Raw genomic sequence first — 12,801 nt, 5'->3', positions numbered from 1 at the left:
GCGAGATGAACCCGCAAGAGAGTCTGGAGCTGGGCCTGGCACAGGTGGCCGCCGCCATCGCCGATGGCAGCCGTGCCCGCATGCTGTCCGCCCTGATGGATGGGCGGGCCTGGACCGCGACCGAGCTGAGCACTGTGGCGGAAGTCGCCGCCTCCACCGCCAGCAGTCACCTCGCCAGGCTGCAGCAACAGGGGTTGACGGCCTGTGTCCAGCAGGGCAAGCATCGCTACTACCGCATCGCGAGCCCGGAGGTGGCTTTGGTCGTGGAGCAGCTGATGGGGCTGGCGGCGCAGGGCCCTGGCCCCTTGCAGAGCAAGACCCCGGCGCGGCTGCGCTTCGCCCGCACCTGTTATGACCATCTGGCGGGGGAGCTGGGGGTACGGCTGCATGACGGTTTGCTGGCCCGGGGCTGGCTGGACGCCGGCAGCCATGGCCTGACTCCTGAGGGGGAGCAGCACTTCAGCCATCTCGGTATCGATTGTGTGCCGAGGGGCAGGCGCCACTTCGCCTGTCCCTGTCTGGATTGGAGCGAGCGGCGCATGCACCTGGGGGGCCAGCTGGGCGCCCGCCTACTTACCCATCTGCTGGACAAGGGAGTTCTGGTGCACGCATTCGACGGCCGCGAGCTGACCCTGACGGCAGGTGGCCAGCGCCTGCTGCAACGACAGTTCGGACTTGGGCTCTGATCGATCCTCAATGCTCGTGCCTGGTCTATGCTTTGGTTCTCTTTTGAGCCTACAGAAGGAGCCAACCATGGCATGGACTATCGATGACTCTCAGCAACGCATCCTCTACGACAAGGGCAAGCACGTGGCCGTACCCCCGGCGGGCATGAGCAAGTACCACGAGTGGCGGCGAAAAATCGAGCTCGGCACTCACCCCAAGAACGCTGCCGACGAGGTGGGGGACATGCATTACGAGCAGCTCGGCGGAGTGAACAAGGGGATCTACACCATCCGCCTCAGCCAGGAGCACAGGGTGGCCTTCACCATCAACGGGACCCTGCAACAGGTCAATGTGATCAGCATAGGTGGCCACTTCCCGCCGAGTTGAGGGGCAGGCTTGTCATAGAAATGGCGCCAATAGGCGCCATTTTTCTTTGCTGTTTTTTGCTGCCCCGACCACGCAGGTCGTCGCCGTGATCAGGGGTTCTGATACTGGGCAGCGGTAATGAATTGTCCAAACGTCTCGCACCAGACGATGACGCTGTTGTAGTCCGCCGGGTTTACATCGCTCGGCAGGGGGACGATAAAGTTGTCGAAGGTTTTCACCGGCCCGATATGTACCATCTGCGGCTTCAGGCGGGCGAAGTCTGCCTCCGTCTCTACAAATTCCGGCGACAGGTAGAGCTGATAATCGGGCCCGGGTGCCAACTTGCCCATCAGGCTGATGGCGCTCGGCCCTATGCTTACCTTGCCTTCCCCCCAGTGCAGCCGATCGCTGTCTTTCAGGTCCCGCTTGAAGGTGCCCTGATAGGTCGCCTGCGCCTGGCTGGCCGCGACCTGTTCGCCGCTCGGGGCGGGCGGCGCTATCAGGATCGGCAGCAGATAGATGCCAGCGGCAAAGCCCGCACCTCCCACCAGCAGATGGGTGGCCAGCAGCAGGGCGATTGTCTTGCGTTGCATAGTGCCTCGGTCGTCGATGAATCAATGCCACTACCCTAGCAGCGACGGCGAAGGATGCCCATCCCCGAGGCGGGGCCGCTTGCTACCCGCGCTAGTCGGCGCTGGGTTCCTTCGCCGCCAGTCGTGCGCCGCTGCGCAGCAGGGGCAGCTGATAGAGTATCAGGGCCCCGAGTACCAGCCCGGCGCCGGCCAGCTTGGCCCCGCCGAGGGTCTCCCCATAGCAGAGGGTGCTGAGCATCAGGGTCCAGACGGGTTCTAGCAGCATCAGCAGGGCCGCGTGGGTGGTTGTCATCTTGCTCAGGGCCAGGGTCAGCAGCAGGTAGCGCAGGGTGGTGGCGAGCAGCACGCTGGCGGCGAACCAGCCCCAGGTGGGGGTGCTGACGAAAGGCGGCCAGCTCTCGGTCAGCAGGGAGAGAGTGGTGCCCATCAGGCCTGTCATGGCGAGCTGGATGCAGGTGAGCCAGCGCGCCGGGATCGACTGGGCGAAGTGGCGATGGACCGCGAGCTGGGTGCCGAGGGCCATGGCGGCGGCCAAAAACCAGAGCAGGGAGCGGGAGACACCCCAGTCGGTGCCGCTCGAGAGCAGCAGCAGGCCCGCTACCGCCAGGGGAAGGGTGGTCCAGTAGTGGCGCCCCGGTCGGGTTTTGAAACCGACCCAGGCGGCCAGCGGCGCCATCAGGGTGGCGACGCTCATGATAAAGGCGCCGCTGCCAAGGGCATCGCTCTGGCTGATGGCGGTCACCCAGAGCAGCAGGTTGAGGCCGAGCAGGGAGCCGCAGCCGAGGGCGCGCAGCAGCTGGGCACGGCTAGGCCTGGGTTCGTACAAGATGGCGAGGGGCAGCAGGATCAGGGCCGCCAGCAGGAAGCGGCTACCGATAAAGGCGGCGGGGGGCAGCTCGCGGATCGCCTCCTTGGAGAAGAACCAGCCGGCGGCCGCCAACAAGGTGGTGCAGATCATCAACAACAGGGGCGTGCGGTTCATGGGGTCGCCGTCGGGTCACAGAGGCTGGAACGAGTGAGGGATTGTACACGGAAACGGCGATAGCCGTTGTGCTGGAGAGGTTAGGTACGTTCGTTTCTGCGAATATCGGATAATAATTCGAACAGTCAATAAGGAACAGTTATAGAACCATAGCTTCTGGAGAGCCGTCGATGCTTTATTTACACCATGGATAGCCGATTATCATAAGAAGAAGATGACTCTCCATATTCAAGTTTGATATGTGTCACATCATATTTATTTCTTGAGTCGGAAATATAAAGTTTGCTGGTGGTAGTTGGATTCATATGGTCAAATTCGCCGTTGTCAGAGATAACTCATTATTTATTAAAATATAAATTTCAGGCTAAATATTGCACGGAGAATTCCCCATGATGTTTAAAAAACTGGCGCTGGCGTCAACCGTATTGGGCACCTTGTTGCTGGCAGGCTGTGCCAGTGTTCCAATGGAAAGTGCTCAGGAAAGTGCCAGACTGAAAGCCTTCCCTGCACCGGAAGGTAATATGGCAGGTCTTTACGTCTACCGAGACAGCTACATGGGAAAGGCCCAGAAAAAAGACGTTTATGTTGATTCTGAATGCCTTGGTGAGTCTGCCAACCAGACTTTCTTCTATAAGCAGGTAGCGGGCGGTAAAACTCACGAACTCTCTACTGAATCTGAATTCTCCGATAACAAGATTTCTGTTTTTACCGAGCCAGGTAAGAATTACTTCTTCCGCCAGATTATAAAGATGGGTGTCTTTGTTGGTGGCGCCAAGCTTGAGCCGGTTTCCGATACCGAAGGCAAGCGGGTGGTCTCAAAAGGAAACGTGCAGCTTGCCAAGTCCGGTGTCTGCAGCAATTAATTCTGCTAAGAAAAGCATTCAATTAAACGAATCTATTGGCATTTTTGTGAGGCGTTAAGCCTCACTTCTTCCTTAATAAAAACGGCGCCTCTAGGCGCCGTTTTTGCTTCAATCAACCCAACCAAATCACTGCAGCAGGGAGATATCCGCGACTTGCAGGAACAGGTTGCGCAGGTTGTTCAGCAGCGCCAGACGGTTGGCCTTGAGGGCCTCGTCGTCGGCCATCACCATTACCTCGTTGAAGAAGGTATCGACCGGCTCGCGCAGGGCGGCCAGACGGGTGAGGGCGGCCTGGTAGTCACCGGCGGCGAACAGCGGGGCCAACTCGGATTGCAGTGCTGCAACCTGAGTGGCCAGCGCCTGCTCGGCGGCGTCCTGTAACAGCTCCGGCTTGACGGCAGTCGGCAGCTCGCCTTCCACCTTGGCCAGGATGTTGCTCACGCGCTTGTTGGCGGCGGCCAGGGCCAGGGCGGCATCCAGGCTGCGGAAGTGGCTGACGGCCTTGACCCGGCGATCGAAGTCGAGCGGACGGGTCGGGCGGCGGGCCAGCACGGCCAGCACAACATCGGCACCAATGCCTTCGTCCTGATAGGCGGCGCGGAAGCGACCCAGCATGAAGTCGACCACGTCGGTGACGACGGTTTTGTTGGTCAGCTTGTCGCCGTAGACGCGTACCGCTTCTTCCACCAGTTCGACCAGATCCAGGTCCAGCTGCTTCTCGGTCATAATGCGCAGGGCACCGATGGCGGCGCGGCGCAGGGCGAAGGGGTCTTTATCACCTTTGGGCAGCATGCCGATGCCGAAGATGCCGGCCAGGGTGTCGAGCTTGTCCGCCAGCGCCACGGCGCAGGCTTCCAGAGCGGACGGCAGGGCATCACCGGCGAAGCGCGGCATGTACTGCTCGTTCAGGGCCACGGCCACCACTTCGTCCTCGCCGTCATGACGGGCGTAGTGCATCCCCATGACACCCTGGGTGCTGGCGAACTCGCCGACCATGTTGGTCATGAGATCGCACTTGGAGAGCAGGCCGGCGCGCTTGGCCTGAGCCACGTTGGCACCGATGCGCTCGGCGATGAAGCCGGCGACGGTCTCGATGCGCTCGACCTTGGCCTTGACGGTACCGAGCTGCTGCTGGAACAGCACGGTCTCGAGGCGCGGCAGGCGGGAGGCCAGGCTCTGCTTCAGGTCGGTCTTGAAGAAGAACTCGGCGTCGGACAGACGGGGGCGAACCACCTTCTCGTTGCCGCTGATGATCTGGCTCGGGTCCTTGGACTCGATGTTGGTGACGAAGATGAACTTCGGCAGCAGCTTGCCGCTCTTGTCGTAGACCGGGAAGTACTTCTGGTCACCCTTCATGGTGTGCACCAGCGCCTCGGCGGGGACGGCCAGGAACTTCTCTTCGAAGTTGGCGGTCAACACCACGGGCCATTCGACCAGGGCGGTGACTTCTTCCAGCAGGGCGTCGTCCAGATCGGCGACCCCACCGAAGGCGGCGGCGGCCGCTTCGACGTCAGCCTTGATCCTGGCCTTGCGGGCCATAAAGTCGGCCATCACCATGCCGCGCTCCAGCAGGATATGCGGGTACTGGCTGGCGTTGTCGATTTGGAACTCGCTCTCGCCCATAAAGCGGTGACCGCGGATGGTGCGGGCGGAGTCGATCCCCAGGATGGTGGCGGGCACCAGCTCGCCATCCAGCAGCAGGGTCACGGTGAACACCGGACGCACGAACTGTATGGTCTTGTCGCCCCAGCGCATCATCTTGGGGATGGGCAGCTTGGCTAATGCGGCAGCGACTAGTTCACCCAGCAGCTCTTTGGCCGGGCGGCCTTCGACCTTGGCGTTGTGGACCAGCCACTCGCCCTTATCGGTGACCAGGCGTTCGGCCTGTTCAACCGTGATGCCGTTGCCACGAGCCCAGCCTTCGGCAGCCTTGGTCGGCTTGCCGTCGGCATCGAACGCCTGGGACACGGCCGGGCCGCGCTTCTCGACGCTCTTGCTCGGCTGATCGCTGGCCAGCTCACTCACCTTCAGCGCCAGACGGCGCGGTGAGGCGAACCACTCGACGTCGCCGAAGGCCAGATCGGCCTTGGTCAGCTCGGCCTTGAAGTTGTCGGCAAAGGCTTCGGCCAGGGAGCGCAGGGCCTTGGGGGGCAGCTCGGCGGTGCCGATCTCTACCAGAAATGTATGTTGTGCCATGTCTGTTCCTTAACCTTGCTTGTTCTCAGTGCGCTGACACATGGGGAAGCCCAGCGCCTCGCGGGAGGCGTAGTAGGCCTCGGCCACGGCCTTGGTCAGGGTGCGAATGCGCAGGATGTAGCGCTGACGCTCGGTGACCGAGATGGCCTTGCGGGCATCCAGCAGGTTGAAGGAGTGCGCGGCCTTGAGGATGCGCTCGTAGGCGGGCAGCGGCAGCGGTTTTTCCAGGCCGAGCAGGTGCTGGGCTTCCTTCTCGTACTGCTCGAAGCAGTGGAACAGGAAGTCCACGTCGGCGTGCTCGAAGTTGTAGGTGGACTGCTCCACCTCGTTCTGGTGGAAGACGTCGCCGTAGGTGGTCTTGCCCAGGGGGCCGTCGGACCACACCAGGTCATAGACGCTGTCCACGCCCTGGATGTACATGGCCAGGCGCTCGAGACCATAGGTGATCTCGCCGGTGACCGGCTTGCATTCGAGGCCGCCAACCTGCTGGAAGTAGGTGAACTGAGTCACTTCCATGCCGTTGAGCCACACTTCCCAGCCCAGACCCCAGGCACCCAGGGTCGGGTTTTCCCAGTTGTCTTCCACGAAGCGGATGTCGTGGATCTCGGGATCCATGCCCAGCTCTTTCAGGGAGCCGAGGTAGAGTTCCTGGATGTTGTCGGGGGACGGCTTGATGATCACCTGGAACTGGTAATAGTGCTGCAGGCGGTTCGGGTTCTCACCGTAGCGGCCGTCGGTGGGGCGGCGGGACGGTTGCACGTAGGCGCAGGCGATGGGCTCCGGGCCCAAGGCGCGCAGGCAGGTCATGGGGTGGGAGGTACCGGCACCCACTTCCATATCCAGCGGCTGAATAATGGTACAGCCCTGGCGGGACCAATAGTCCTGCAGCTGCAGGATCAGGCCCTGAAAGGTTTTGACATCGAATTTTTGCATAGTGTTTTTCGCGCGAAGTGAAATCAGAGCAAGATTTGCTGAATGTGAACCGAAGGAGTATACCGTCTGGCATGGTCGGATAATAGGCGAAATTACAGGGGATTAGTGGGGGAATGCTGCGCCGGGCCTGGTTGGCCCGGGGTGATGGCGGCATGATCTCATCGCCGAAATCCCGCCGATGGACGACGACTCAATCACAGGAGACAAAGAATGGAACTGCGCTGCGCCTGGGTGACCAAGGACCCGGAATACATTGAATACCATGACAAACAGTGGGGGCGGCCGGTGCGCGATCCGCGCGAGCTGTTTGCCAAACTCTGCCTCGACGGCCAGCAGGCGGGTCTCTCCTGGATCACCATTCTCAAGCGTACCGACAGCTATTACCGTGCCTATGCCGGCTTCGATCCCGAGCTCATCGTCCGCTTCGACGACCAGGATGTGGAGCGGTTGATGCAGGACAAGGGCATCATCCGCAATCGCCTCAAGGTGCAGTCGGTCATCAAAAATGCCCGCGCCTATCTGGCGCTGGAGGCCCAGGGCATCGACTTCGCGGACTATCTGTGGGGCTTCGTCGGCGGCGCTCCCATGGTCAACCAGCGCCAGGGCAACGGCGACATTCCCGCCACCTCACCCGAATCGGACGCCATGGCCAAGGCCCTCAAGAAGCAGGGCTTCACCTTCGTCGGCAGCACCATCTGCTACGCCTTTATGCAGGCGGTGGGCATGGTGAACGATCATGTGGTGACCTGTCCCTGCCACGTGGAATGCCAGCAGTCAGGGACACTGGGGTAACGCGGAGGGCAGACGAAGAAGGGAGGCCTGAGCCTCCCTTCTTCGTTTGGGGTCCGGGATCAACTGGGCTGAAGGGTGTGGGTCAGCGCGTCACACACCTCATCACTGCTCATCAGCCGCACGAAAGGGCCAGCCAGGGTGGCGTTGTGGTGGGCGATGATCTGCGTTGCGGCAAGTTGTGGGGTATCCATGCAGGTATGAGCATCGCTCACCAGCACCACGGAATAGCCGAGATCTGCCGCCGCCCGGCAGGTGGTATCTATGCAGTACTGGGTCTTCATGCCGGTGACGATCAGGGTCTGCACCTTGTCCTCTTTCAGCCAGCCATCGAGGCCGGTGCCATGAAACGCATTGGACCTTTGCTTGTCGAACACCCGATCGGTGTCGTCGACAACCAGTTCCGGCGCCAGTTGCCAGAGCGGACTGCCGGCGGCGATGGGGCTACCGGCCGGGCCCGTGTGGCGCACCGCCAGCACGGGGACACCGGCGGTACGGGCCGCCTGGCTCAGGCGATTGATGTTGATCAGCGTCTCGGTCCCCGCATGGGGTGCCTCGGGGCCGTGAAGGAGGCCGGTCTGGATGTCGATGACGAGCAGGGCAGCGTGAGGCAGAGATGGCATGGAGATGGCTCCGTGAGGAATGTCCTCCACTCTGGCGTCACCGGCCGTTGAGCGGCAAGCCCGCATCTGGGGGATTGCAAGCGCTGCCCGGCATTGCAACGTCTGTCGTGGCGATGGGCCGTCACAGCACTATCTGTCATGCAGGTCCTGGGCATGGTGAACGATCATGTGGTGACCTGCCCCTGCCACGCATCTTGCCAGCAGGGGTAGGAGTCGTTTTCCACCGTCCGGTACAGCCGGCATACAGTCAAACCTGCTCAAAATCGGGGTAACCATTGTGAGGATACCCCATGTCACTGACCGCATTTCGCACCCTCTCCCTCGGCAGCCTGATCCTGACCGGTTGCACCCTGCTGTTGACCCTGCCCGCCCAGGCGACCGATCGCCAGGACTCCCGTGACGTGCGTCAGGAGGTGCGTCCCGAGATCCGCGACGCCAAGCAGGATTGCCGTGAGAACGACCAGAAAGACAACTACGAGTGCCGTCAGGACAAGCGTGAAGTGAAGCAGGACGTGCGCGAGAAGGCCCGTGACGTCAAGTACTGATCCCGTGCCATAGATATCAGCCCGATCAACCAGGGAGACTCGTCATGAACATTTCAACTCCTCACCCGGCTCGCAGCGCCCTGCTGTCAGCCTTGTTGGTCGGCTGTACCCTGTCGGTGGCCATGCCGGCTCAGGCTACCGAGCAGGCCCAGGAGCGCCGCCAGGCACGGGACCTGCGCCAGGATGTCCGCCAGGAGTCCCGAGAACAGAAGCGGGATTGCCGCCAGGAGGAGTTCCTGGGCAACGCCGATTGCCGCCAGGAGCACCGCCACAACAAGCAAGAAGCGCGCGAGGCAGCTCGCGATATCAAATATTGATTCGAGAGCACGGGCTCGTCGAACCCCTCTTCCATGGCGGCAGCCGAACCAGGCTGCCGTATCAACTTAATCTGGAGTCCTTATGACTGTTTCCATCTCTCGCCTGAGCGCCGTCCTGCTGACCGCCTGCACCCTGTTTGCCGCCGTCCCGGCGCACGCCACCAACCAGAGCGAGCAGCGCCAGGATGCCCGTGACATCCGTCAGGACACCCGCCAGGAGTCCCGCGACGCCAAGCAGGAGTGCCGTGAAGGCCTGGTGGGCAATGCCGACTGCCGCCAGGACCACAGGGATGCCAAGCAGGAAGGGCGCGATCAGGCGCGTGACGTCAAATATTGATTGCCGCCCGGATAAGGGTGCTCCCTGCTGGCTGGGCGCGCTGACCGGCGTGGCGGAAGAGCGCCATATATAATTCAGAGACACCGATCCGGTGCGTCTCATCCAGTTCAGGAGTCATCATGAAGAAGTCCGTATTCATGCTGCTTGCCGCCACCGTCCTGATGACCGGTCTGCCGGCCCAGGCCACCGAGCAGGCCAGGCAGCGCCGCGAGGCCCGCGATGTGCGCCAGGACACCCGTCAGGAGTCCCGCGATGCCAAGCAGGAGTGTCGCAGCGGTCTGGTAGGCAATGCCGATTGCCGCCAGGAGCACCGCGACGCCAAGCAGGAAGGGCGCGAGAAAGCCCGGGAAATCAAGTACTGACGAGGCGGGTCTCACTCGCCAAGCTTGTCACCACAAGGGAGCCCAGGCTCCCTTGTGGTGCATCTGTCATCCGAGCGTCACACTCTGGCGCCCCTCTCATGTAGAATGCGCGGCCATCGGCTAGAGTCGTTCTTTTTCAGAGGTTTATTCCATGCATTTCAAGAAACTCGTTCCCGCGCTTGCCCTGACCATCGCCATCACCGGCTGTACCACCAACCCCTACACCGGTGAGTCCCAGACCTCCAAGGGTGCCTGGGGCGCGCTGGCCGGTGCCGCCGCTGGCGCCGCCGTGGGGGCGCTCTCCTCCAGCAAGGGGGATCGCAAGAAGGGTGTCCTGACCGGCGTGGCCGCCGGCGCCGCCCTGGGTGGCGGCATCGGCTACTACATGGATGTGCAGGAAGCCAAGCTGCGCGAGAAGCTGCAGGGCACAGGTGTCAGCGTGACCCGCAACGGCGATCAGCTGATCCTCAACATGCCGAACAACGTCACCTTCGACAGCTCCAGTGCCCAGCTGAAAGCGGCCGGTGCCAACACCTTGTCCGGCGTCGCCATGGTGGTGGCCGAGTTCGACAAGACCCGCCTGAACGTGGTCGGCCACACCGACAGCACCGGCTCCCGCGAGCTGAACATGAAGCTCTCCGCCCAGCGTGCCGACGCCGTCGCCGCCCAGCTGATCGGCCAGGGTGTGACCGGCAGCCGCATCTCCACCAGTGGCGTGGGCCCGGATCAGCCGGTCGCCACCAACAGCACGGCCGAAGGCAAGGCCCAGAACCGCCGGGTGACCATCACCCTGACCCCGACCGCCTAAGCGGTCCGGTTCTCGGCAATAAAAAAGCCCCGCCAGTCATCTGGCGGGGCTTTTTTCATGGGGCCACGGCCTCATGTTCTTTGCTCCCTTCTCCCCTTGCGGGAGAAGGGGCGGGGATGAGGGGGCGAACTCTGTCCTAGACTGCTGCGGTCAGTTGCACTTCAACCTTGTAGCCTTCGTGGGCGAGGCGGGCCTGCACGCAGGCGCGCACGGGAGCGGTGCCCGCCGGGATCCAGGCGTCCCACTGGACGTTGAAGGCCGCGATGTCGCCTATGTCCTTGAGGTAGATGTTGGCCATCAGGATCTTGTCGACCCCGGAGCCGTTGGCTTCCAGCAGGCGCTGCAGGCTGCTCAGCACCTCGCGGGTCTGCTGATGAATGTCGGCCTCATCCGTGGCGGGGACTTCCACCACATAGAGGGTGCCGTTGTGGATGACTACGTCTGACCAACGTTGGGTGGTACCGACTCGGGTAATGGCTGTCATGGGCTCTTCCTGCTGTGGGATCACTGACCCTTGCGGATCAGGTAACGGTAGGGGGCCTGCTCGGTTTCACTGGCGATCAGGGTGTGATCCATGAAGCGGCAGAAACTGGGGATATCGCGGGTGGTGGAGGGATCGTCGGCACTGACCAGCAGGGTCTCGCCCTCGGCCATCAGCCGCACTTTCTTGCGAACCATCATCACGGGCTCGGGGCAACGAAGCCCGATTGCGTCCAACTCATGAGTCGCATCGCAGAATAAAGCACTCATCAATAATCAACCTTCAACCAATTAAGCTGCCAATGATACTCAAGGCGAAAAAATAATCAAATCGGTGGGTCGCTTTGCAGCATATGTAACCAAAGTGTGATCCGGCTCTATCCACACTCCGTCCGATGAGTAATATAAAAATTGAACCATATTCAACAAGGAGGTGTGAATATGCAGGTCTCCTACGGCAGATTGCAAGCCTACGCAGGCATGGGGTTCTTGTCGTTCGCCATGATAGTGCTGGGCAGCCCCATCGGAAACACCGGCACTTGGTTCGGATCCATGGTGATGATAGGGCTGGGGCTCTGGATAGAGCTCAGCGACTACTACGACGAGGATGAGGACGAGAACGATCGCTCCTGAACATTCAGGCTTCGATGGCTCAAAGGCGGACGTGGTCCGCCTTTGTCATTTCTGCTCGGTCCCGGTCCCGCTGCGGGTCGAGCGCATGGCCCGCTCCAGTTGCAACGCCGTCTGCTCCGGGTTGGCCCTGGGATCGTTGAAGAAGCTGCTGAGCACATCCATGATCGCCTGGCGCATGTTGGTGGGCACCGCCATACCGTCCGACATGCTGGGCAGCAGGTTGCCGCCCTGCTCCGCCTGCTGGAAGTCCTTGTAAGAACGGATGGCGCAGCGATCGAACTGGCGCATGTCCGGCTGGCTGAGGGCGGGGATGGAGCCCTTGACCCGGTTGAACCTGGCCTGGAACTCGGGGGTCATCAGCAGCTGGGCCAGCTCCCCCTGGGCCTGCAACTGGGCGGGATCACGCTGCTTGAACATGGCGATGGAGTCCAGGTTGTAGCTGAACAGGCCAGCGCTGCCTGGGCTTGGCAGGCATTCGATATCTTCCCCCGGGCGATAGTTGCCGGCGCTCAGCTCTCCTTTCACCCAGTCCCCCATGATCTGCATGGCGGCACCGCCGCTCTCCAGCAGGTTGGTGGCCTGGTGCCACTTCAGGCCGGCGTATTTCTCGGGCACGAAGTCGCGCAGCTGCTGGAAGCGGGTCAGGACCCGCACCATCTCGGGCCCGGTGAGGGTAGCCTCATCCTGTTCCAGGAAGGCCTTGCGATAGAACGCCTTGCCCCCTTCTCCCAAGGCCACCGTCTCGAACAGCACCGTCAGCTGCCAGGGCTCGTTGCCGATGGCGAGCGGTGTCACGCCCTTGGCCTTGAGCTGTTTGGCCACCGTCACGAACTGATCCCAGTCGGTGGGTGGGGTGAGCCCCAGCCGCTCGAAGACGGCGCGGTTGAGCCAGAGCCAATTGATGCGGTGAATGCCGATCGGCACCGCCATCAGGGTGCCGCTGTGGCTGAGGGTCTCCCTCACCATGGGCGGCATTTTGGGATACCAGCCGAGATATTCGGCCATGGGGCTGAGGTCGCGCAGGAAGCCGAGGCTGGCCCACTCGTCCAGCTCATAACCCTTGAGGTTCGCCGCCTCCGGTGGATTGGCCGCCAGCGCCCGGCTCTTCAGCACCGTCATGGCGCTCTTGCCGCCGCCCCCCTGTACCGCGAAGTCGTTCCACTGGTTGCCGCGCTCGGCCCATTCCGACTTGAGCACCTCGACGGCCCTGGCTTCGCCCCCCGACGTCCACCAGTGCAGCACCTCTACCTGGGAGGCGGCGGCGGGCAGGGCAAACAGGGTGACAACGGCAAACGGGAACCACTTCAT

The 12,801-nt window shown here is 62.0% G+C and carries 18 protein-coding genes; 10 read left to right on the top strand and 8 right to left on the bottom strand.

The features are described 5' to 3' along the window. Positions 1-5: 5 nt before the first annotated feature. Both ACRCYW_RS00140 and ACRCYW_RS00135 read left to right on the top strand, forming a co-directional pair. Positions 6-686 carry an ArsR/SmtB family transcription factor gene (locus ACRCYW_RS00140; protein WP_438548184.1) on the top strand — a complete coding sequence of 227 codons (681 nt, stop codon included), beginning with the start codon at positions 6-8 and terminating at the stop codon, positions 684-686. Positions 687-753: 67 nt separating this feature from the next. Beyond that, complete coding sequence (locus ACRCYW_RS00135; protein ID WP_438548183.1) at positions 754-1,053, top strand: hypothetical protein; 300 nt, start codon at positions 754-756, stop codon at positions 1,051-1,053. An 89-nt stretch (positions 1,054-1,142) separates the two neighbouring features. Here the strand turns inward: ACRCYW_RS00135 and ACRCYW_RS00130 are convergent, their stop codons facing one another. Both ACRCYW_RS00130 and ACRCYW_RS00125 read right to left on the bottom strand, forming a co-directional pair. Continuing rightward, complete coding sequence (locus ACRCYW_RS00130) at positions 1,143-1,625, bottom strand: DM13 domain-containing protein (RefSeq protein ID WP_438548182.1); 483 nt, start codon at positions 1,623-1,625, stop codon at positions 1,143-1,145. Positions 1,626-1,716: 91 nt separating this feature from the next. After that, positions 1,717-2,607 carry a DMT family transporter gene (locus ACRCYW_RS00125; RefSeq protein WP_438548181.1) on the bottom strand — a complete coding sequence of 297 codons (891 nt, stop codon included), beginning with the start codon at positions 2,605-2,607 and terminating at the stop codon, positions 1,717-1,719. A gap of 389 nt (positions 2,608-2,996) precedes the next feature. Between ACRCYW_RS00125 and ACRCYW_RS00120 the strand changes: the two genes are divergently transcribed. Then, a complete protein-coding gene (locus tag ACRCYW_RS00120) occupies positions 2,997-3,470 on the top strand; it encodes a DUF2846 domain-containing protein (protein WP_438548180.1) in 474 nt (157 codons plus the stop codon). A 126-nt stretch (positions 3,471-3,596) separates the two neighbouring features. Here ACRCYW_RS00120 and glyS read toward each other — a convergent pair whose 3' ends face one another. Continuing rightward, positions 3,597-5,666, bottom strand: coding sequence for a glycine--tRNA ligase subunit beta (gene glyS, locus ACRCYW_RS00115; RefSeq protein ID WP_438548179.1), 2,070 nt, complete (start codon positions 5,664-5,666; stop codon positions 3,597-3,599). 9 nt (positions 5,667-5,675) lie between these two features. Then, positions 5,676-6,599 carry a glycine--tRNA ligase subunit alpha gene (gene glyQ / locus ACRCYW_RS00110; RefSeq protein ID WP_100860856.1) on the bottom strand — a complete coding sequence of 308 codons (924 nt, stop codon included), beginning with the start codon at positions 6,597-6,599 and terminating at the stop codon, positions 5,676-5,678. Between the two features lie 210 nt (positions 6,600-6,809). On the opposite strand from glyQ, the gene ACRCYW_RS00105 reads away from it, so the two are divergent. Then, positions 6,810-7,391, top strand: a complete 582-nt coding sequence (locus tag ACRCYW_RS00105; RefSeq protein WP_438548178.1) for a DNA-3-methyladenine glycosylase I — start codon at positions 6,810-6,812, stop codon at positions 7,389-7,391. Between the two features lie 59 nt (positions 7,392-7,450). Here the strand turns inward: ACRCYW_RS00105 and ACRCYW_RS00100 are convergent, their stop codons facing one another. Beyond that, the gene (locus ACRCYW_RS00100) at positions 7,451-8,011 is read right to left on the bottom strand and encodes a cysteine hydrolase family protein (protein WP_438548177.1); all 561 of its coding nucleotides are present in this window, start codon (positions 8,009-8,011) and stop codon (positions 7,451-7,453) included. Positions 8,012-8,301: 290 nt separating this feature from the next. Between ACRCYW_RS00100 and ACRCYW_RS00095 the strand changes: the two genes are divergently transcribed. The 5 genes from ACRCYW_RS00095 to ACRCYW_RS00075 all read left to right on the top strand — a co-directional run bounded on the left by ACRCYW_RS00095 (position 8,302) and on the right by ACRCYW_RS00075 (position 10,380). Continuing rightward, positions 8,302-8,556: a hypothetical protein gene (locus ACRCYW_RS00095; RefSeq protein WP_438548176.1), complete on the top strand. Its 255-nt coding sequence runs from the start codon at positions 8,302-8,304 to the stop codon at positions 8,554-8,556. A gap of 44 nt (positions 8,557-8,600) precedes the next feature. Next, on the top strand, positions 8,601-8,873 hold the full coding sequence (locus ACRCYW_RS00090) for a hypothetical protein (RefSeq protein ID WP_438548175.1): 273 nt from the start codon (positions 8,601-8,603) through the stop codon (positions 8,871-8,873). 82 nt (positions 8,874-8,955) lie between these two features. Further along, entirely contained in the window at positions 8,956-9,210 is a 255-nt protein-coding gene (locus ACRCYW_RS00085) for a hypothetical protein (protein WP_438548174.1), read from the top strand. 119 nt (positions 9,211-9,329) lie between these two features. Then, complete coding sequence (locus ACRCYW_RS00080) at positions 9,330-9,572, top strand: hypothetical protein (protein WP_438548173.1); 243 nt, start codon at positions 9,330-9,332, stop codon at positions 9,570-9,572. A gap of 151 nt (positions 9,573-9,723) precedes the next feature. Continuing rightward, positions 9,724-10,380 (top strand): OmpA family lipoprotein, encoded by a 657-nt coding sequence (locus ACRCYW_RS00075; protein ID WP_438548172.1) that lies wholly within the window; start codon positions 9,724-9,726, stop codon positions 10,378-10,380. Positions 10,381-10,516: 136 nt separating this feature from the next. Here the strand turns inward: ACRCYW_RS00075 and ACRCYW_RS00070 are convergent, their stop codons facing one another. Together ACRCYW_RS00070 and tusA are read right to left on the bottom strand one after the other, a co-directional pair. Continuing rightward, complete coding sequence (locus ACRCYW_RS00070; protein ID WP_438548171.1) at positions 10,517-10,864, bottom strand: RidA family protein; 348 nt, start codon at positions 10,862-10,864, stop codon at positions 10,517-10,519. A 20-nt stretch (positions 10,865-10,884) separates the two neighbouring features. Further along, on the bottom strand, positions 10,885-11,130 hold the full coding sequence (tusA, locus tag ACRCYW_RS00065; protein ID WP_042642635.1) for a sulfurtransferase TusA: 246 nt from the start codon (positions 11,128-11,130) through the stop codon (positions 10,885-10,887). Positions 11,131-11,301: 171 nt separating this feature from the next. Between tusA and ACRCYW_RS00060 the strand changes: the two genes are divergently transcribed. Then, positions 11,302-11,493, top strand: a complete 192-nt coding sequence (locus ACRCYW_RS00060) for a hypothetical protein (RefSeq protein WP_033132548.1) — start codon at positions 11,302-11,304, stop codon at positions 11,491-11,493. 45 nt (positions 11,494-11,538) lie between these two features. Here the strand turns inward: ACRCYW_RS00060 and ACRCYW_RS00055 are convergent, their stop codons facing one another. Further along, a complete protein-coding gene (locus ACRCYW_RS00055) occupies positions 11,539-12,801 on the bottom strand; it encodes an ABC transporter substrate-binding protein (RefSeq protein WP_438548170.1) in 1,263 nt (420 codons plus the stop codon).

This window comes from Aeromonas sp. (genome assembly GCF_051657805.1).
Taxonomy (GTDB): domain Bacteria; phylum Pseudomonadota; class Gammaproteobacteria; order Enterobacterales; family Aeromonadaceae; genus Aeromonas.
This window is presented reverse-complemented; position numbering and strand designations above follow the sequence as displayed.